The sequence below is a fragment of the Glycomyces algeriensis genome (assembly GCF_027622855.1).
In the GTDB taxonomy this organism is placed as follows: domain Bacteria; phylum Actinomycetota; class Actinomycetes; order Mycobacteriales; family Micromonosporaceae; genus Glycomyces; species Glycomyces algeriensis.
The window spans coordinates 96,637-114,335 of the sequence record NZ_JAPZVR010000005.1 but is presented as its reverse complement, the minus strand read 5'-3'; the positions used below and the strand labels follow the sequence as shown (position 1 = coordinate 114,335).

The window sequence follows — 17,699 nt, the reverse complement described above, 5'->3', positions numbered from 1 at the left end:
CATGTCGGAAACGCAAGCAGCGAAACCAGCGGCTCCCCGCCGCGACCACCCGCGCACACACCACGGCGACACCGTGAACGACCCGTACGCCTGGCTCAACGACCGCAACGAGGAGAAGGCCCCCGAGGTCCTCGCCTACCTCAACGCGGAGAACGAGTACACCGAATCGCGCACCGGTCATCTGGCCGAACTGCGCAAGACGATCTACGCCGAGATCAAGGACCGAACCCAGGAGACCGACCTCTCGGTTCCCTACCGCAAGGACGCCTGGTGGTACTACAGCCGCACGGAGGAGGGCAAGGACTACCCGATCCGCTGCCGCGTCGCCGCCACCGGCGACACGCCGCCGACGGTGGAGCCCGGCGTCCCCGTCCAGGGCGAGACCGTCGTCATCGACGACAACGAGCTGGCGGCCGGGCACGACTTCTTCCTCCTGGGCGTCTACGACATCTCCCCGGACGGGAACCTCCTCGCCTACGGCGTCAACTACACCGGGAACGAGACGTTCACGCTCAAGTTCAAGGACCTGCGCACCGGCGAGGACTTCCCCTACGCGATCGAGGGCGTCCTCTACGGCGGCGCCTGGTCGGCGGACGGCGCGGCGTTCTTCTACACGAAGATCGACGACGCCTGGCGCCCGTTCCAGATCTGGCGGCACCTCCTCGGCAAGCAGGACGAGGACGCGCTGATCTACCAGGAGGACGACGAGCGGTTCCGCGTCGGGATCGCCCTCACCCGCTCCGAGCGGTACCTGATCATCGGCTCCGGTTCGACCACGACCACCGAGTACCGGTACCTCGACGCCACGGACCCGACCGGCGAGTTCACGCTGTTCAACAACGGCCGCGAGCAGGGCGTCGAGGTCGAGATCGACCACCAGGGCGACCGGTTCTGGGTACTGCACAACAGGGACGCCGAGAACTTCACGCTCGGGTGGACCCCGGTCGAGGACACGACCCAGTTCCACGAGGTCATCCCGCACCACCCGGAGGTCAGGCTCGAGTCGGCCGACGCGTTCGCCGAGCACGTCGTCGTGTCGCTGCGCCGCGCCGGGCTCTCCCAGGTCGCGATCCTCGACCGCGAGGGCGCGCTCAACGAGATCGCGTTCGACGAGCCGATCTACACCGTGGGCATCGGGGCCAACCCCGACTACGAGTCGCGCCACCTGCGCCTCTCCTACGGTTCGCTGATCACCCCGGCGTCGGTGTACGACTACGACATCGACAACGCGGACCTGCTGCTGCGCAAGCGCACCCCGGTCCTCGGCGACTTCGACCCCTCGCACTACCGGCAGTACCGCGAGTGGGCGGTCGCCGCGGACGGCACGAAGGTGCCGATCTCGATCGTCGCGAAGGCCGGCGTCGAACCCGACGGGACGGCCCCGTGCCTGCTCTACGGGTACGGCTCCTACGAGGCGTCGATCGACCCGTACTTCTCGATCCCGCGCCTGAGCCTCCTCGACCGCGGCGTGGTCTTCGCGATCGCGCATGTGCGCGGCGGCGGCGAGATGGGCCGGCAGTGGTACGAGCAGGGCAAGCTCCTGCACAAGAAGAACACGTTCACCGACTTCACGGCGAGCGCCGACCGGCTCGCCGAGTCCGGGTGGGCCGCCCCCGACAAGATCATCGCGCGCGGCGGCTCGGCCGGCGGCCTCCTCATGGGCGCCGTCGCGAACCTGGCCCCAGAGCGGTTCGCGGGCATCCTCGCCGAGGTGCCGTTCGTGGACGCGCTCAGCACCATCCTCGACCCGACGATGCCGCTCACCGCCGGCGAGTGGGAGGAGTGGGGCAACCCGCTCGAGTCGGCCGAGGTCTACGAGTACATGAAGTCGTACTCCCCGTACGAGAACGTCACCGGCGTGCGCTACCCGTCGATCCTGGCGGTGACCAGCCTGAACGACATCCGGGTGGGCTTCCACGAGCCCGCGAAGTGGGTCGCGAAGCTGCGCCACGAGAGCCCGGACTCGGACGTGCTGCTCAAGACCGAGATGGAGGCCGGCCACGGCGGCCGCTCCGGCCGGTACGGCGCGTGGGAAGAGGAGTCGTTCAACCTGGCGTGGCTCCTCGACACGTTCGGCATCGCGTAACACGGCGAAACGGAGGCCCGGCCCCGGCTCACCGCGGGCCGGGCCTCCGGCACGGGCCCCCCCGCGACACCGGGCCCCCGCCACCCGGGGCGCCCCCCCCGCCCCCCCCCCGCGCCCCCGCCCCCCCCCCCCCCCGGGCCCGGGGCCTCCGGCACGTCCACCCCGGCTACTCCGGGCGCTCGTCCTCTTCGTCGGGGACCTCGCGGCGCTGCTCGGCCGCGTCCGCCGGGTCGACCTCGTCCGGGACCAGCCCCTCCGGCACCTGCACGGCCTCCTCCGGGTCGTCCTCGGCCGGCGGATCCGCCGACGACGCCAGGTCGAACTCGGACAACTCGCCGCTCTCGTCCGCCCATTCCTGGTGATAGTTCATATAACCCACCGTAGACGCGCCCGAGCCCGCCCGGCCAGCGAACCACCAGGTAGCCTGAGTTATGCCTTCACACGGCTGTGGGCAATACTTCATCTCGACGCAATAGTTCGAGGCCATTCAGACAGCGGCGTCTGGGTCCCGCCCCCGGTCGGGGAGCAATCAACGACTTGTCTAAGGAGCTGGCAGCATGCCTATCGCAACACCCGAGGAATACAACGAGATGCTCGACCGGGCGAAGGCCGGCTCCTTCGCCTACCCGGCCATCAACGTGACCTCGACCCAGACGCTCAACGCCGCACTGGCCGCGTTCGCCGAGGCCGAGTCGGACGGCATCGTCCAGGTCTCCACCGGCGGCGCGGAGTACCTCTCCGGCCCGACCATCAAGGACAAGGTGACCGGCTCGGTCGCCCTCGCGGCCGCCGCCCACGAGATCGCCAAGAACTACCCGGTCAAGGTCGCGCTCCACACCGACCACTGCCCGAAGAACAACCTCGACTCGTTCGTGCGGCCCCTCCTCGCCATCAGCGAAGAGCGCGTGGCCCGCGGCGAGCTCCCGCTCTTCCAGTCCCACATGTGGGACGGCTCGGCCGTGCCGATGCAGGAGAACCTGGAGATCGCCCAGGAGCTCCTCGCCCGCACCGCCAAGGCCCACATCATCCTCGAGATCGAGATCGGCGTCGTCGGCGGCGAAGAGGACGGCGTCGAGGCCGAGATCAACGAGAAGCTCTACACCACCGTCGAAGACGGCCTCGCCACCGTCGAAGCGCTCGGCGCCGGCGAGAAGGGCCGCTACATGACGGCCCTGACCTTCGGCAACGTGCACGGCGTGTACAAGCCCGGCAACGTGCACCTGCGCCCCGAGATCCTCAAGGAGATCCAGGACGCGGTCGGCGCCAAGGTCGGCAAGGACAAGCCCTTCGACCTGGTCTTCCACGGCGGCTCCGGCTCGACCGCGCAGGAGATCAGCGACGCGGTGGACCACGGCGTCATCAAGATGAACATCGACACCGACGCCCAGTACGCGTTCACGCGCCCCGTCGTCGACCACATCTTCCGCAACTACGACGGCGTGCTCAAGGTCGAGGGCGAGGTCGGCAACAAGAAGGCCTACGACCCGCGCGCCTACGGCAAGCTCGCCGAGGCCGGCATGGCCGCCCGCATCGTCGAAGCCTGCCAGCAGCTCCGCTCCGCCGGCAACAAGATCAAGTAAGCAACCACCGCAAGGCGAACGAGCAGGGCCCGGCCGCGATGCGGCCGGGCCCTGCTGCGTCCATGCGAGGCCTGTCACTCCTTCGGGGTAGACGGTTTCGGCTTCCGCCGATGCTCGTTACCTGGGTATGCTCGTACCTGTCCCCGTGCACAGCGAAGGAGGCCTGATGCTCGACATCCTGCTCCCACCGCCGCCGCGCGACTCCGGTTGGGAATCCGACGATCTGGACATGTACGACCTTCCAGATCACGTCGAACTCATCTACGGAGCCCTCGAAGTCATGATGAGCCCCCAGCGCTCCTGGCACCACGAAGTCATGTTCAGGTTGAGAATGGTCCTCGACCGTGCCGTCCCCAGCGACCTGCGGATCGAGCAAGAGATGACCATCCGCATCAACCGCAAGAACCGACCCGAGCCGGACCTCCTCATCGTCGAAGACCGCCCCGAATACGGCCGCGACACCCGCTGGTTCCACCCCGCGCACGTCCGTCTGGCGGTCGAAGTCGAGTCACCTGAATCCGAGGAGCGGGACCGCCTGCTCAAACCTAGGATCTACGCGATGGGCGGCATACCGCACTACCTCCGCATCTCGGAGGCGGCGGAAGGCCTGCCGGTACTGCACCTGTACCGGCTCGACGCGGGCGAATACCAGCTGGTGAGCGAGCAGTACGGTCGAGTGGCACTGGATGAGCCGATCAAAGTCAACGCCAAGCTCGAAGGCAACTGGTAGACCTGCAAGCGTGTGAAGCATGGGCCCCGCGGCGGAAGCCGCGGGGCCCCGGCGTGGCCCGCGTGCGAGTGTGGGAACCCGTCGGGCGGACCGGCCGGGAGGGTGCCGTTCTCCAGCGGGGTGCTGGCGAGCAGGACCTCGGTGCCGTAGCCCGCGACGGGCACCGGCTCGTCGCTGAAGTTCACGACGCACACGAGCGCGCCGTTGTCGAACGCGAACGCGTCGTCCCCGGGGTCGCCCAGCCAGGTCAGGCCCGTGACGCTTCCGCGCAGGCCCTTGCGGAGGTTGATCGCGGCCCGGTAGAACTCCAGGGTCGAGCCCTCGACGCCGTCCTCGGCCTCGACCGAGCGCTCGGCCCAGTCCGCGGGCTGGGGAAGCCAGGACCCGCCCGCGCCGAAACCGAGCGAGTCGCCCTCGCGCGTCCACGGGAGCGGGACGCGGCAGCCGTCGCGGCCGATCTGCTCCCCGTTCGTGCGGAAGAACGTGGGGTCCTCGCGGACCTCCGCCGGCAGGTCCAGGACCTCGTTCAGGCCCAGCTCCTCGCCCTGGTAGACGTACACGACGCCCGGCAGCGACAGCAGCAGCTGCGTCGCGGCCTTCGCGCGGGCCAGGCCGATCTCGCCGCCGCCGTAGCGGGTCACGTGCCGCTGCACGTCGTGGTTCGACAGCACCCACGTGCACGGCGCGCCCACGCCCGCGTTGTTCGCGATCTCCGCATCGATCGCCTTGCGGAACTCCGCCGCCTTGAACGGGGCGAGGACCAGGTCGAAGTTGAACGCCTGGTGGAGCTCGTCGGGGCGCAGGTACAGGGCGCGGCGCTCGGCCGAGTCCGTCCACGCCTCGGCGACGAAGATCCGGTCGCCCTCGTACTCCTCGATGATCGGCCGCCACGTGCGGTAGATGTCGTGCACGCCGTCCTGGTCGAAGAACGGAGCCAAGGTGGTGCCGATCATCTCGATCGTCCCGTCGCCGCCCGTGTCGGGCAGCCCCTCGGCCTTCACCATGCCGTGCGCGACGTCGATGCGGAACCCGTCCACGCCCCGGTCCAGCCAGAACCGCAGCACCGACTGGAACTCCTCGTGGACCTCCGGGTTCTCCCAGTTCAGGTCCGGCTGGGTCGCGTCGAACAGGTGCAGGTACCACTGCTTCCCGTCCTCGGTCTTCGTCCACGCCGGGCCGCCGAAGATCGACTGCCAGTTGTTCGGCGGCGTGTCCGGGGCCGCCGCGTCCACGTCGCGGAACCAGTACCGGGCCCGCTCGGGCGAACCCGGGCCCGCGGCCAGCGCGGCCTTGAACCACTCGTGTTCGGAGGAGGTGTGGTTGGGGACGAGGTCGGCGATGAGGCGGATGCCGTGGGCGTGGGCGGTCTCGAGCATCCGGTCGAAGTCGTCGAGGTCGCCGAAGCGGGGTTCGATGGCGCGGTAGTCCGAGACGTCGTAGCCGGCGTCGTTCTGCGGGGAGGCGAAGAACGGGGAGAGCCAGATGGCGTCGACGCCGAGGCGGGCGAGGTAGGGGATGCGGGAGCGGATGCCCTCGAGGTCGCCCATGCCGTCGCCGTCCGCGTCGGCGAACGAGCGGGGGTACACCTGGTAGATGACCGCGTCGCGCCACCACTGGGGGGCTGCACTCACCGGTGCTTCACTCATGGGTGCAAAACCTTTCAGTCTCGGGGTGCCGCACCGGTGGAACCGCGTACGACGAGTTCGGGTCGGAAGAGGTATTCCGAGTTCGGGGTGGGTTGCCCGGCGATCTCGTCGAGCAGTGCCCGGGCGGCGGCGGTGGCGATGTCGCGCACCGGTTGCCGCACGGTCGTGAGTGGGGGGTTGGTGTGGGCGATGAGGGGGGAGTCGTCGTAGCCGACGACGGAGAAGTCTTGGGGGACGTTGAGGCCGCGTTCTTCGGCGGCGCGGATGGCGCCGAGGGCCATCATGTCGGAGCCGCAGACGACGCTGGTGGCGCCGCGGTCGATGAGGCGTGAGGCGGCGGCGTGGCCGCCCTGCTCGCCGAAGAGGGTGAGTTCGATGAGTTCGGGTCCGACGCCTTGCATGGCGGCGCGGTAGCCGGAGATCTTGCGGCGTACGGGCCAGTACCGGTCGGGGCCGGAGACGAGGCCGATCTTCTTGTGGCCGAGGCCGGCGAGGTGGTCGACGGCGATGCGGGCGGCGACGGCGTCGTCGCAGGAGAAGGAGGCGGCTTCGACGCCTTCGGGGTGGCCGGTGACGAAGGCGACGGGGAGGCGCTTGTCCTTGAGTTCCTGGTAGCGCTCGGTGCTGGCGGTGGTGTCGGCGTGGAGGCCGGAGACGAAGATGATGCCGGCGACGGCGCGTTCGCGGAGCATTTCGACGAATTCGTCCTCGGAGACGCCGCCGGGGGTCTGGGTGCAGAGGACGGGGGTGTAGCCGGAGCCGGCCAGCACGTTGGAGATCGTCTGCGCGTAGAGCGGGAAGATCGGGTTCTCCAGTTCGGGCACGACGAGGCCGATGAGGCCGATGGCGTGCTTGCGCAGTGCCTGGGGCCGTTCGTATCCGAGCACGTCGAGGGCAGTGAGGACGGACTGTCGGGTCTGCTGACCGACGCCGGGTTTGTCGTTGAGGACCCGGGACACCGTGGCCTCACTGACCCCGGCCTGCCGGGCGATGTCAGAGAGTCGAAGCCGCATGATGACAGCGTAGCCTATCTGAAATTTGGCAACAGTTTGGTTGCAAGGGTTTCCTGTTTCTGAAACATCTTGCTAACCTTCGAGGGAGTTCGGGGCGAGAGCCCCCGGTCACCGGCCCCCGCCCCGGGGCCCCTCAATGAGGAGAGAACAGCCATGCGTAGAAGGACCCTGGGAATCACCGCAGTATCGGCCGCCGCCCTCGGCGCGGCCGCCGCCTGCGGCGACGACAGCGACTCCGGCAGCGAGGACGCGACCGCCCCCGCGTTCTCCGGCGAACTGGTCATCTGGGCCGACGAGACCCGCACCCCCGTGCTCAAGGAGTTCGTCGCGGACTTCGAGGCCAAGGTCGGCGTCAAGGTCACCGTCGAAGAGCACGTCGAGACCCTCCGCGAGGACTTCCTCGCCGCCGCCGAGCAGGGCCAGGGCCCCGACATCCTCGTGGGCGCCCACGACTGGTCCGGTCAGCTCGCCGCCGACGGCGTCATCGCCCCCGTCACCCTCAGCGACGACCAGAAGGCCTCCCTCAACGAGACCGCCGTCAAGGCCTTCACCGTCGACGGCAACGTCTACGGTGTCGCCTACGCGATGGAGAACATCGGCCTCATCCGCAACACCGACCTGGTCCCGGACGCCCCCGTCACCTTCGAGGAGCTCATCGAGGCCGGCAAGGCCGCGGGCACCCAGGAGGTCCTCACCGTCGAGACCGGCGTCGACGGCAACGCCTACAACGCCTACCCCCTGTTCTCCTCCTTCGGCGGCTACCTCTTCAAGGACGACGGCACCGGCACCCTCGACCCCCACGACGTTGGCGTCGACTCCGAAGGCGGCATCGCCGCGTTCGAGAAGTTCGCCGAGCTCGGCAAGGACGGCGTCCTCAAGACCACCATCGACGCCACCAACACCATCCCGTTCTTCGTCGAGGGCAAGACCGCGATCATGATCTCCGGACCCTGGGCGCTCACCGACGTCCAGACCGCCGGCCTCAACTACGAGGTCACCGCCATCCCCGGCTTCGAAGGCCAGGGCCCCTGCTCGCCGTTCCTCGGCGTCCAGGGCTTCTACGTCTCCGCGACCGCCGCGAACGCCGTCTTCGCCCAGGAGTTCGTCACCAACTACGTCCTCACCGAGGACCTCCAGCTCAAGCTCGCCGAAGCCGGCGGCCGCCTCCCCGCGCTCACCGCCGCGGCCGAGACCTACGCCGCCGACAACGCCGACGTCCAGGGCTTCGCCCTCGCCGGCGAGAACGGCGTCCCCATGCCGAACATCCCCGCGATGAACGCCGTCTGGGAGCCCTTCGGCCGCGCCCAGGCCGACGCCATCGACCAGGCCGCCACCGGCGAAGAGGCCGCCACGACCGCCGCCCAGGCGATCCGCGACGCCGTCGCCGCCTCCTAGCACCGCCCGGTAAGCCTCGACGAGCGAAGGAACGCATACGTGCTCGACCAACGTTCCCGGACGGCCGGTTCTGCCACCGCCGCGGGTCTGATCATCAAGATCGCAGTGCTCGCGGTGGTCGCGGCGCTGGCCGTCTGGGCGGCGTCGCCGCTCATTGCCGCCGAGGCCTGGTGGGGCCTGGCCCTGGAGGCGGCCGTAGTCGTCGTCATCTTCTACGTCTACCTCCAGCGCCGGGCGATCCAGCTCAAATACCTCATCCCCGGCACCATGCTGCTGCTGGCATTCCAGATCCTGCCCGTGGTCATGACCATCGGCACCTCGTTCACCAACTACGGCGACGGGCACCGGGTCGACAAGGAGCAGGCCACCGAGGCGATCATCGCCGCCGGCGTCCAGCAGACCCCCGGCGGCACCACCTACCTCGTCGCCATCGGCGAAGACCCCGCCGGTGAACTCACCCTCCTCCTCACCGACCAGGCGGACGGCTCCACCTGGGCCGGCACCGAAGCGGGCCTCACCGAACTCGACGGCGCCACCCTCGACGACACCGGCCGCGTCACCGCCGCCCCCGGCTACACCGTCTGGGACCTCGCCGAGCTCAACGAGCGCCAGGCCGAACTCACCGCCCTCGCCGTCCCCACCGGCCCCGAGACCGGCATCAAACTCCAGGGCCTCTCCGCGTTCGAAGGCCAGTCCACCCGCTCATACAGCGAGACCTGCGACTGCATCACCGACTCCGCGACCGGCACCGTCTGGACCGCCGACGACGACCGCGGCAGTTTCCTCGACGAGGACGGCAAGGCCGCCCTCGTCGGCTGGCGCGTCAACATCGGCGCCGAGAACTACCTCGACGTGATCACCGACCCCGACATCCGCGGGCCCTTCCTCGGCGTCTTCACCTGGAACGTCATGTTCGCGGCCGGATCGGTCCTCTTCACCTTCGCGATCGGCCTCGGCACCGCCATGGCCCTCAACAAGGAGTCCATGCGCGGCACCAAGCTCTACCGGACCTTCATGATCCTGCCGTACGCCATGCCGTCCTTCGCGATGCTCCTGGTCTGGGCGCAGATGTTCAACCGCGACTTCGGCCTCATCAACGACCTGTTCAATCTCGACGTGAACTGGTACGGCGGCACCTGGTCCGCCCGCGCCATGGTCCTCATCGCCAACACCTGGCTCGGCTGGCCCTACATGTTCCTCATCTGCCTCGGCGCCCTCCAGGCCCTCCCGGCGGACTCCCTCGAAGCGGCCAAGATCGACGGCGCGACCGGCATGACCGCGTTCCGCAAGATCACCCTGCCGCTCCTGCTCATCGCCCTCACCCCGCTGCTCATCTCCTCGTTCGCGTTCAACTTCAACAACTTCAACGCGATCGAACTCCTCAGCGGCGGCAACCCCTTCATGGCCGGCGACGCGGTCGGCGGCACCGACATCCTCATCACCTACGCGTTCCGCCAGGCTTTCGGCTCCTCCAGCGCCGACTACGGCTTCGCCAGCGCCATCAGCGTGTTCATCTTCCTCATCGTCGCCACCATCTCGGCGTTCATGTTCCGCTTCACCCGCAACCAGGAGGACGTGTACTCATGACGCGGACACCCGACACCGCCGCCGCGCAGCGGCCCGCGGCGCGCCGGCGGAAGCCGCTCTTCGTGAAGTGGGCCATGGACACCGGCTGGCGGCACGTGGTCGCGATCGCGGTCCTGGTCTTCGGGCTCGTCCCGATCATCTACGTGGTCTCGGCGGCGTTCAACCCCAACGGCACCATGTCCTCCACCAACCTGCTGCCGACCTCGTTCAGCCTGAACAACTTCCAGAAGCTGTTCACCGACGACAACGTGCCGTTCGCGTCCTGGTTCATGAACTCGCTGATGATCGCCATCCCGGCCGCGTTCATCTCGATCTTCATCTCCTCGCTCGCGGCGTACGCGTTCAGCCGCTTCAGGTTCAAGGGCCGCCGCCCGATGCTCCTGTTCCTCCTGCTGATCCAGATGTTCCCCGCGTTCCTCGCGGTGGTGGCGCTGTATCTGATCTTCGGCAACCTCGGCGAGTTCTACCCGGTCGTCGGGCTCAACACCCGGCTCGGCCTGATGCTCGTCTACATGGGCGGGGCGCTCGGCGTCTCGACGTGGCTCATGAAGGGTTTCTTCGACACCATCCCGAAGGAGCTCGACGAGGCCGCCACGATCGACGGCGCGACGCACGCGCAGATCTTCTTCGGCATGATCCTGCCGCTCGCGGCCCCGATCATCGCGATCTCGGGGATCCTCGCGTTCGTCGGCACCATGAACGACTTCGTGCTGGCGAGCCTGTTCCTCACCGACCGGCCCGAGATGACGCTCGCGGTCGGTTTGAAGACGCTGACGGCGGAGAACTCCCCGGCGAGCTACTTCGGGATCTTCGCGGCGGGCACGCTGCTGACCTCGGTGCTCACCGTCGCGGTGTTCATGAGCCTGCAGCGCTACATCGTCTCCGGCCTCACGGGCGGAGCCGTGAAGGGCTAGGGGTTACGAGAGACCACTGCTCGACACGAGCACCTGTCCACTGGCAGGTGCTCAAGGGCCCGGACCAAGGAGAGCCTCCCTCTCCGCGGTCCGGGCCTTTGCGCTGCACCCGTTCGGCCGTCGAGGCGGGGCGCTCATCCGTAGTAGCGGTACAGCTCCGCGTGCCGGGCGCACCTGTCGCGGCCGCCGAGGTGCTCGACGGCCGGCGACGGGCAGGAATCGAAGGCGCCTTCGGCGCGCTCATCGCACCGCCCGGTGTGCGAGCGCGTCACGGCAGCGGTGTTGTGGCGGGAGAGCCACAGCGCCAGGAGCAGAGCGAAGACGAGCAGGGAACCGCCGACGACCAGCACCCAGGAGAACCAGACCATCCTTCACCGTACGCCGCCGCAACCAGCGATACCGGCGCCGTGTTCGCCGCGCAGGGTCTCGGCGTCCCCGGACCGACGCCGAGCCGCACGGTGACTCGTGCCGGTCGAAGGCCCTTACAAGCCGGACCGCTCCCGCTACTAGCGAAACCCTATAGGATATATCCTATAGGGTTTTAGGTGAGCGGCCCGGGCTTCCCGCTGCGACCAGGCCCTCTACGCCGTCAGCGGGGCTCGGCAAGGTCCGGCGCGAAGAGGTCCGGTGACTCCACTGTGGCGTGTCGAGTGAACGCGTCGTCGCCCAGGGCGGCCCGCAGGCGCTGCTCGATGCGGTCGACGTCGCCGCGTTCGGCCGCGGGCAGGGGCGCGCCGAGGGCCGCGCGGGCCGCGGTGGCCTGGCCGAGGAGGCGCGCGGCGTGCTCGTGGCGGCCCGCGAGGGCGTGCGCACCCGCGAGGCCTTCGAGCGCGAGCGCGACCGCGCGCGGATTGCCCGTGCGCTGCCCGGACTCGAGGCTTTCGGTGTGGCGCTTCAGGGCCGCGTCCGCGTCACCGCGCAGCTCGGCGGTGAACCCGAGTTCGGCGGCGATGAAGGTGAGGCCCAGTTCGGTGTCGAGACCCGAATTCCAGTCGTACCAGCGGCGCAGGAACGTCTCGGCCCGGTCGAGATCGCCGCGGCGGCGGGCGCTCAACGCCAGCCCGACCTCGGCGAACTCCTGCGCGGGCAGGTCGGCGTGCTCGATCGCGCGGCGCCGCGCACGGCCGTGGTGGTCGTCGGCGCGCTCGAAATCGCCCTCGAGGAGCGCGATCCGACCGAGCTCGCTCAACGCGCCGGTCGCCATGGCCTGCAAGTCGAACGCCTCCGCCGCGTCGAGCCCCCGCCGGTGGTGCGCGGCGGCCTCGGCGTAGTCGCCGCGGGCCTCCGCGAGGCGGCCCAGGAGCGCTTCCGCCTGGGCCTGACCCCAGCGGTCGCCTACGTCGCGGAACCGGTCCAGGGCACGTGCCGCACGGGCCCGGGCGGTCATGAGGTCGCCGCGGTTGAACCGCAGGTACGCCCCGGTGAAGTCCGCGGCGGCACGACCCCAGTCGTCGGTGTCGTCAAGGGCCGCATCGACGGTGGCGGCGAAATGCTCGGCCGTCGCCGGATCACCGTAGGTGGTGAAGGTGAGGGCCAGGAACCAGCGGCTGCGAATCCGCCGCGACGGGTCCTCGATCGCCTCAAGATGCGTGTCGAGTTCGGCCCGAACGGACTCGGTGAGGACCTCCGTATCCCCGGAGAGGAGCTTGAGTGCGGTCCCGGTGACGGCCGCCTCCGCGCAGAGCATCGTCGGCTCGGACTCGGCGACCCGCGCAAGCGCTTGCGCGATCCGGCGCTTGGGCTCGGTGAGCCGCCCGCGCAGAAACCAGTGCCAACTGAGCGCGTTGACGAGCCGCAGTTCGAGCACGCGGCCCGACGCGGCGGCCTCCTCGGCGACGATCCGGTTCGGGGCCGACCGGTCCGCAGACCGCCCGGCCGCAACACCGGCGGGGCTGGCGTCCATCCCGCCCCCACCGGTGTCGACGACGATCGAATCGCCCCCGCTCGCAATCGCTCTGCCGCCGAGGGCACTTGCGCCACCGGCGACGCGGTCCGGCACGGGCCCGCTCACTGCCGATTGACCTGCCGCGACGCGTGCTGCACTGGCGCCGTTCGCAGCAGCGCCACCCCTGGCATCGTCTTGAGCGCCAACACCGCTCGCCGCGAAGTCGAGCGCGGCGCGCAGGTTCGCGTCCTCGGCGTCCAGGACGCACCGCCACCGCAGCTGGTCCGGCCCGCGCAGCGCGGCATCCGCCGCTTCCGCCAGCGCGACGTAATACGCGGCATGGGCGGCCTTCGCGGCGACGTCGTCGCCGAGTTCACGGCGGCGCTCGGCGCAGTAGACGCTCACCGACTCGAGCAGCCGGTAGCGCGGCCCCTGGTCGCCGTACACGACGGTGACCAGCGACCGGTCGACGAGCCTGGCGAGCAGGTCCAGGACCGCGCGCGGCTCCACCCCCGGTGCGGCGCACGTGGCCTCCGCGGCGGGGAGCGTGCAGCCCTCGGCGTGGACGGCCAAGCGGCGCAGCACGATCCGCTCCGAGGCGGTGAGCAGGTCCCACGACCAGTCGAGCATCGCGCGCAGCGTCTGCTGCCGGGCGGGTGCCTCGCGTCGGCCGCCGGTGAGCAGGCCGAAGCGGTCGTCGAGGCGCTGCGCCAGTTCCCGCAGGCCGAGCACGCGGATGCGGTTGGCCGCCAGTTCGAGCGCGAGCGGGATGCCGTCGAGGTGGCGGCAGATCTCGGCGATGACCGCGGCGTCCTCCGCGGTGAGCGTCAGGCCGGGGGCGGCGTTCTCGGCGCGGGCCTTGAACAGGGCGGCAGCGCCCGCGTCGTCGAGCGGTGGGACGGCGATGAGCCGCTCCCCCGGGATCCCGAGGGGCTCTTGGCTGGTGGCGAGCACCGTGAGGCCCGGGACCCCGCGCAGCAGCGCGTCCACCACCGCGGCGGCAGCGGCGGCGACGTGCTCGCAGTTGTCGATGACGAGACGGATCCGCTTGGGACGCATCGCTTCCGCGAGCCGCGCGAGTTCGTCACCGACCGGTGCGGCCTGCTCGTCGCGCAGGCGCAGCACCCCCGCGACCGCGTCGGCGATCTGCGCGGGCGTCGCGGTCTCGGCCTGCCCGGCGAGCTCGACCAGCCACGTGCCGTCGGGGTGCTCGGCGCTCGGCTCCCCCGCCGCGGCGAGCGCCAGGCTGGTCTTGCCCACACCGCCGGTGCCGGTGAGGGTCGTGAGCCGGTTGGCGCGCATCGCTTCCCGCACGTCGGCAAGGCATTCGTCGCGCCCGATGAGGTCGACGAGGGCGCGCGGCACGTTGCCGCGATGCGCTTCGTCCACGGTGTCCGGGCTGCCGGTGAAGCGGGTCGCGGGTGTCTGCCGCAGGATCTCGCCGTACAGCTCGACCAGCTCCGGGGCCGGGTCGAGCCCGAGTTCCTCCCCGAGATGGCGGCGCAGCGCATGGTAGGAATCGAGCGCTTCGCTCTGGCGGCCGGCGAGGTACAACGCTCGCATGTGGACGGCTCGGAGCCGTTCGCGCCGCGGATGCTCCGCCACCAGCTCGCCGAGCTCGGCGGCCAGCGCGGCGTGCTCGCCGAGGTCGAGGCGCGTCTGCGCGAGGTCTTCGAGGGCGGTGAGGCGCTGCTCGGCGAGGCGGACGGCGGCGGGCTGGAAGTACAGGTCGTCGGCGAACTCGGCGAACGGCCGGCCGCGCCACAGGTCGAGGGCGGCGGTGAGGTGCGCGCGGCGGGCGCGGGCGTCGGCGGTGCGGCGGGCCTCGGCGGTGAGCGCGGTGAAGCGGGACGCGTCGATCGCGTCGGGCCCGGCCTCCAGGGCGTACCCGCCGGCCCGGAAGACGACGAGGCCGGTGCCTCCTGCCGCGGCGAGGGCCTTGCGCAGGCGCGATACGCGGGTCTGGATCGCGCCGCTCGGGTCGGCCGGGGGCTCGCCGGCCCACAGGAGGTCGACGAGGCGGTCCACGGAGACCGTGCGTCCGGGGTCGGTGAGGAGGGCCGCGAGGAGGGTCCTGACCTTGGCTTCGGGGACGGTGACGGGGTCGCCGCCCGCGGCCTCCACGAGCAGCGGGCCGAGCACTCCGAATCGCATGCGGCAAGCGTATCCGGGCGGCCGCAAGCGGGCCTCCAGTCGAGCTCCAGCGGACCGCAAGCGGGCGGGCCCATGGTTGTCCTCAGGCAAGCGGGAGAACGAAACTCCCAATCCACAGAGGAGGAACACCATGAGCGACCTGGCAGGTAGGAAGGCAGTCGTCACCGGCGGGACCCACGGCATGGGCCTGGCGATCGTGGAAGCGCTATTGGACGGCGGCGCTGAGGTGATCGCCACCGGACGCAACGAGCAGAAGCTCGAGGCGGCCCGCACCCGCCTCGCCGGACGGGCCGTCCACGCGGTCCGCTCCGACGCGGCCAGCCTGGCCGACATCGCCGCGCTCGGCGAGCTCGCCGCCGAGCGGCTCGGGACGCTCGACGCGGTGTTCCTCAACCACGGCATCGCCGAGATCGAGACGCTCGACCAGATCACCGAAGCGTCCTTCGACCGCCACTTCGACATCAACACCAAAGGGGCGCTGTTCACCGTCAAGGCGCTCGCCCCGCTGGTCCGCGACGAGGGCGCGTTCGTCCTCACCACCGTCGCGAACGACCTGATCTACCCGGGCCTGAGCAACTACTCCGGCTCCAAGGAAGCGCTGCAGGCGATCGCGAAGGTCCTCGCCGCCGAGTTCCTGCCCCGCCGCATCCGCGTCAACTCGGTCGCCCCCGGCTACATCAAGACGCCGACCATGGGCGTCGCCGGACTCACCGCCGCCGAACGCGCCGCGTTCGAGCGGGAGGGCAACGCGACCACGCCGTTCAAACGCCACGGCACAGTCGAGGAGGTCGCCAAAGCGGCCCTCTTCCTCGCCTTCGACGCCACCTACACCACCGCGGCCGAACTGCCCGTCGACGGCGGCTTCGCGCAGGGCATCGCCGTCCCCCACTAGCCGCCCCCGAGCCCGGGGCCCTCGCCGTGATCGTCATAACTCCCCGCGAGGGCCCCGACCGCACCGACCACCACGTATCGAAAGGCAATCTCATGACGACTGCGACCGCCCCGCGCGCGGGGACACGCGAATGGCTGGGCCTGTCAGTGCTCCTGCTGCCCACCACCCTCTTGTTCCTGGCGATGACCGTACTGTTCCTCGCCACCCCGTACATCGCCGCCGACCTGCGCCCCAGCGGCGCGCAGGTCCTGTGGATCAACGACATCTACGGGTTCATCATGGCCGGCTTCCTGGTCACCTTCGGCACCCTCGGCGACCGCCTGGGACGCCGCAGGCTCCTCCTCGCCGGCGCCGCCCTCTTCGGCGCGGCCTCCGCACTCTCGGCCTATGCGCCGGGCCCGGAACTGCTCATCGCGGGCCGGGCGCTGATGGGCCTCGGCGCGGCGGCCATCATGCCCGCCACGCTCTCCTTGATCACCAACATGTTCGCCGACGCACGCCAGAAGGGCGTCGCGATCGGACTGTGGGCCTCGGCGATCTCCGCCGGCGTCGCCCTCGGCCCGCTCATCGGCGGCCTGCTCCTGGAGACCCTGTGGTGGGGCGCGGCACTGCTCATCGGCGTCCCGGTCATGGCCCTGGTCCTGGTGACCGTGCCGTTCCTGGTCCCCGAGTACCGCGACCCGAACGCCGGACGCGTCGACCTGCTCAGCGTCGTCTTCTCCCTCGCCACGCTGCTGCCGTTCATCTACGGGGTCAAGCACCTCGCCGAGACCGGCATCGACGCGACCTCGGTCGTCACCCTGCTCGCGGGCATCGGCTTCGGCATCGCGTTCGCCCGGCGCCAGCTGCGCCTGGAGGAGCCGCTGCTCGACGTGCGGCTGTTCAGCGACCGCACCTTCTCCGGCGCGCTCGGCATGTTCCTGCTCTCCGCGGTCGCCCTCGGCGGGGTGTACCTGCTGTTCACGCAGTACCTGCAGCTGGTCGCCGACCAGTCGCCGCTCGAAGCGGGCCTGTGGATCCTGCCCGCCGCCGTCGCCCTGGTGGTCGTCTCGACGCTCACGCCGATCATCGCCCGCAAAGTGCGCCCGGCGTACGTCATCAGCGGCGGACTCGTCCTCTCCGCCGTGGGTTACGTGCTGATCGCCCTGGTGGACAGCACGGGCGGCCTGCCGCTGCTCATCGCCGGGTTCTACGTGCTCTACCCGGGCATCGCCCCGGCCATGGCACTGGCGCCCGGCCTGGTCATCGGCTCGGCCCCGCCAGAGAAGGCCGGCGCGGCCTCGGCCGTGAACTCCACGGCGAGCGACCTCGGCACCGCCCTGGGCGTGGCCGTCCTCGGCAGCATCGGCTCGGTCGTCTACGGCCTCAAGGCCGAAGGCGCGGTCGACGGCCTCACCGCCGACCAGGCCGAGCAGGCCGCCGAGACCCTCCCGGGGGCCCTCAAGGTCGCCGCCGCACTGCCCGCCGACACCGCCGGACCGCTCGTCGAGACCGCCAAGAGCGCCTTCACCAGCGGCCTCAACACCGTCGGCATCGTCGCCGCGGCCCTCGCGGTCGTCGCCATCGTCCTCACACTCAAGACCCTGAGGCACGTGGCCCCGACCGACGCCGCCCCGGCCGAAGCACCTGAGACAGCGGCGGTGGATCTGGTCGAAGCCAAGTAGCACAGGGGGAAACTGCCGAGAGGGGCCGACGCAATGCGTCGGCCCCTCTCGGCCGTAGGCGGGTGTTGCGGGGTTCGGCGGGGGGGGGGGTTGGCAGTACAGGTGTATCGGTGCCACCCAACTGAGCACGGGGGTAACCGGCCGTGGGGGCCC

At 70.3% G+C, this 17,699-nt stretch carries 12 protein-coding genes and 1 pseudogene; 8 read left to right on the top strand and 5 right to left on the bottom strand.

Going from position 1 to position 17,699, the window contains the following annotated elements; all coding sequences use genetic code 11:
* The first annotated feature begins 1 nt into the window (after position 1).
* Positions 2 to 2,086 carry a S9 family peptidase gene (locus O2L52_RS11265; RefSeq protein ID WP_270115495.1) on the top strand — a complete coding sequence of 695 codons (2,085 nt, stop codon included), beginning with the start codon at positions 2 to 4 and terminating at the stop codon, positions 2,084 to 2,086.
* A 166-nt stretch (positions 2,087 to 2,252) separates the two neighbouring features.
* Here O2L52_RS11265 and O2L52_RS11260 read toward each other — a convergent pair whose 3' ends face one another.
* Positions 2,253 to 2,456: a hypothetical protein gene (locus tag O2L52_RS11260; RefSeq protein ID WP_270115494.1), complete on the bottom strand. Its 204-nt coding sequence runs from the start codon at positions 2,454 to 2,456 to the stop codon at positions 2,253 to 2,255.
* 187 nt (positions 2,457 to 2,643) lie between these two features.
* On the opposite strand from O2L52_RS11260, the gene fbaA reads away from it, so the two are divergent.
* Positions 2,644 to 3,666, top strand: coding sequence for a class II fructose-bisphosphate aldolase (gene fbaA, locus O2L52_RS11255; protein ID WP_270115493.1), 1,023 nt, complete (start codon positions 2,644 to 2,646; stop codon positions 3,664 to 3,666).
* A gap of 127 nt (positions 3,667 to 3,793) precedes the next feature.
* A pseudogene (locus O2L52_RS11250) lies at positions 3,794 to 4,270 on the top strand (Uma2 family endonuclease); the annotation flags it as partial.
* Here the strand turns inward: O2L52_RS11250 and O2L52_RS11245 are convergent.
* Positions 4,243 to 6,042 carry a glycoside hydrolase family 13 protein gene (locus O2L52_RS11245; protein ID WP_270115492.1) on the bottom strand — a complete coding sequence of 600 codons (1,800 nt, stop codon included), beginning with the start codon at positions 6,040 to 6,042 and terminating at the stop codon, positions 4,243 to 4,245. The pseudogene O2L52_RS11250 and the gene O2L52_RS11245 overlap by 28 nt on opposite strands.
* Before the next feature lie 14 nt (positions 6,043 to 6,056).
* Positions 6,057 to 7,055, bottom strand: a complete 999-nt coding sequence (locus tag O2L52_RS11240) for a LacI family DNA-binding transcriptional regulator (RefSeq protein WP_270115491.1) — start codon at positions 7,053 to 7,055, stop codon at positions 6,057 to 6,059.
* Positions 7,056 to 7,208: 153 nt separating this feature from the next.
* On the opposite strand from O2L52_RS11240, the gene O2L52_RS11235 reads away from it, so the two are divergent.
* From O2L52_RS11235 to O2L52_RS11225, 3 genes are read left to right on the top strand one after another with little or no spacing between them, the layout of a single operon-like run.
* Positions 7,209 to 8,450: a sugar ABC transporter substrate-binding protein gene (locus tag O2L52_RS11235; protein WP_270115490.1), complete on the top strand. Its 1,242-nt coding sequence runs from the start codon at positions 7,209 to 7,211 to the stop codon at positions 8,448 to 8,450.
* A gap of 39 nt (positions 8,451 to 8,489) precedes the next feature.
* Positions 8,490 to 10,037: an ABC transporter permease subunit gene (locus O2L52_RS11230; RefSeq protein WP_270115489.1), complete on the top strand. Its 1,548-nt coding sequence runs from the start codon at positions 8,490 to 8,492 to the stop codon at positions 10,035 to 10,037.
* The gene (locus tag O2L52_RS11225; protein ID WP_270115487.1) at positions 10,034 to 10,951 is read left to right on the top strand and encodes a sugar ABC transporter permease; all 918 of its coding nucleotides are present in this window, start codon (positions 10,034 to 10,036) and stop codon (positions 10,949 to 10,951) included. The genes O2L52_RS11230 and O2L52_RS11225 overlap by 4 nt, the downstream gene beginning before the upstream one ends.
* A gap of 134 nt (positions 10,952 to 11,085) precedes the next feature.
* On the opposite strand, the gene O2L52_RS11220 is transcribed toward O2L52_RS11225, so the two are convergent.
* Positions 11,086 to 11,319 (bottom strand): hypothetical protein, encoded by a 234-nt coding sequence (locus tag O2L52_RS11220; protein WP_270115485.1) that lies wholly within the window; start codon positions 11,317 to 11,319, stop codon positions 11,086 to 11,088.
* 221 nt (positions 11,320 to 11,540) lie between these two features.
* A complete protein-coding gene (locus O2L52_RS11215; protein WP_270115483.1) occupies positions 11,541 to 14,990 on the bottom strand; it encodes an AfsR/SARP family transcriptional regulator in 3,450 nt (1,149 codons plus the stop codon).
* Positions 14,991 to 15,120: 130 nt separating this feature from the next.
* Here O2L52_RS11215 and O2L52_RS11210 point away from each other — a divergent pair, with 130 nt between their 5' ends.
* Together O2L52_RS11210 and O2L52_RS11205 are read left to right on the top strand one after the other, a co-directional pair.
* Positions 15,121 to 15,882 carry an SDR family oxidoreductase gene (locus O2L52_RS11210; RefSeq protein ID WP_270115482.1) on the top strand — a complete coding sequence of 254 codons (762 nt, stop codon included), beginning with the start codon at positions 15,121 to 15,123 and terminating at the stop codon, positions 15,880 to 15,882.
* Between the two features lie 92 nt (positions 15,883 to 15,974).
* On the top strand, positions 15,975 to 17,546 hold the full coding sequence (locus tag O2L52_RS11205) for an MFS transporter (protein ID WP_270115481.1): 1,572 nt from the start codon (positions 15,975 to 15,977) through the stop codon (positions 17,544 to 17,546).
* Positions 17,547 to 17,699: the final 153 nt, after the last annotated feature.

Coding starts and splice junctions, on each gene's coding strand:
- fbaA (WP_270115493.1), top strand. CDS start 2,644: ATGCCTATCGCAACACCCGAGGAATACAACGAGATGCTCGACCGGGCG.
- O2L52_RS11205 (WP_270115481.1), top strand. CDS start 15,975: ATGACGACTGCGACCGCCCCGCGCGCGGGGACACGCGAATGGCTGGGC.
- O2L52_RS11260 (WP_270115494.1), bottom strand. CDS start 2,456: ATGAACTATCACCAGGAATGGGCGGACGAGAGCGGCGAGTTGTCCGAG.
- O2L52_RS11245 (WP_270115492.1), bottom strand. CDS start 6,042: ATGAGTGAAGCACCGGTGAGTGCAGCCCCCCAGTGGTGGCGCGACGCG.
- O2L52_RS11240 (WP_270115491.1), bottom strand. CDS start 7,055: ATGCGGCTTCGACTCTCTGACATCGCCCGGCAGGCCGGGGTCAGTGAG.
- O2L52_RS11210 (WP_270115482.1), top strand. CDS start 15,121: ATGAGCGACCTGGCAGGTAGGAAGGCAGTCGTCACCGGCGGGACCCAC.
- O2L52_RS11215 (WP_270115483.1), bottom strand. CDS start 14,990: ATGCGATTCGGAGTGCTCGGCCCGCTGCTCGTGGAGGCCGCGGGCGGC.
- O2L52_RS11220 (WP_270115485.1), bottom strand. CDS start 11,319: ATGGTCTGGTTCTCCTGGGTGCTGGTCGTCGGCGGTTCCCTGCTCGTC.
- O2L52_RS11225 (WP_270115487.1), top strand. CDS start 10,034: ATGACGCGGACACCCGACACCGCCGCCGCGCAGCGGCCCGCGGCGCGC.
- O2L52_RS11235 (WP_270115490.1), top strand. CDS start 7,209: ATGCGTAGAAGGACCCTGGGAATCACCGCAGTATCGGCCGCCGCCCTC.
- O2L52_RS11265 (WP_270115495.1), top strand. CDS start 2: ATGTCGGAAACGCAAGCAGCGAAACCAGCGGCTCCCCGCCGCGACCAC.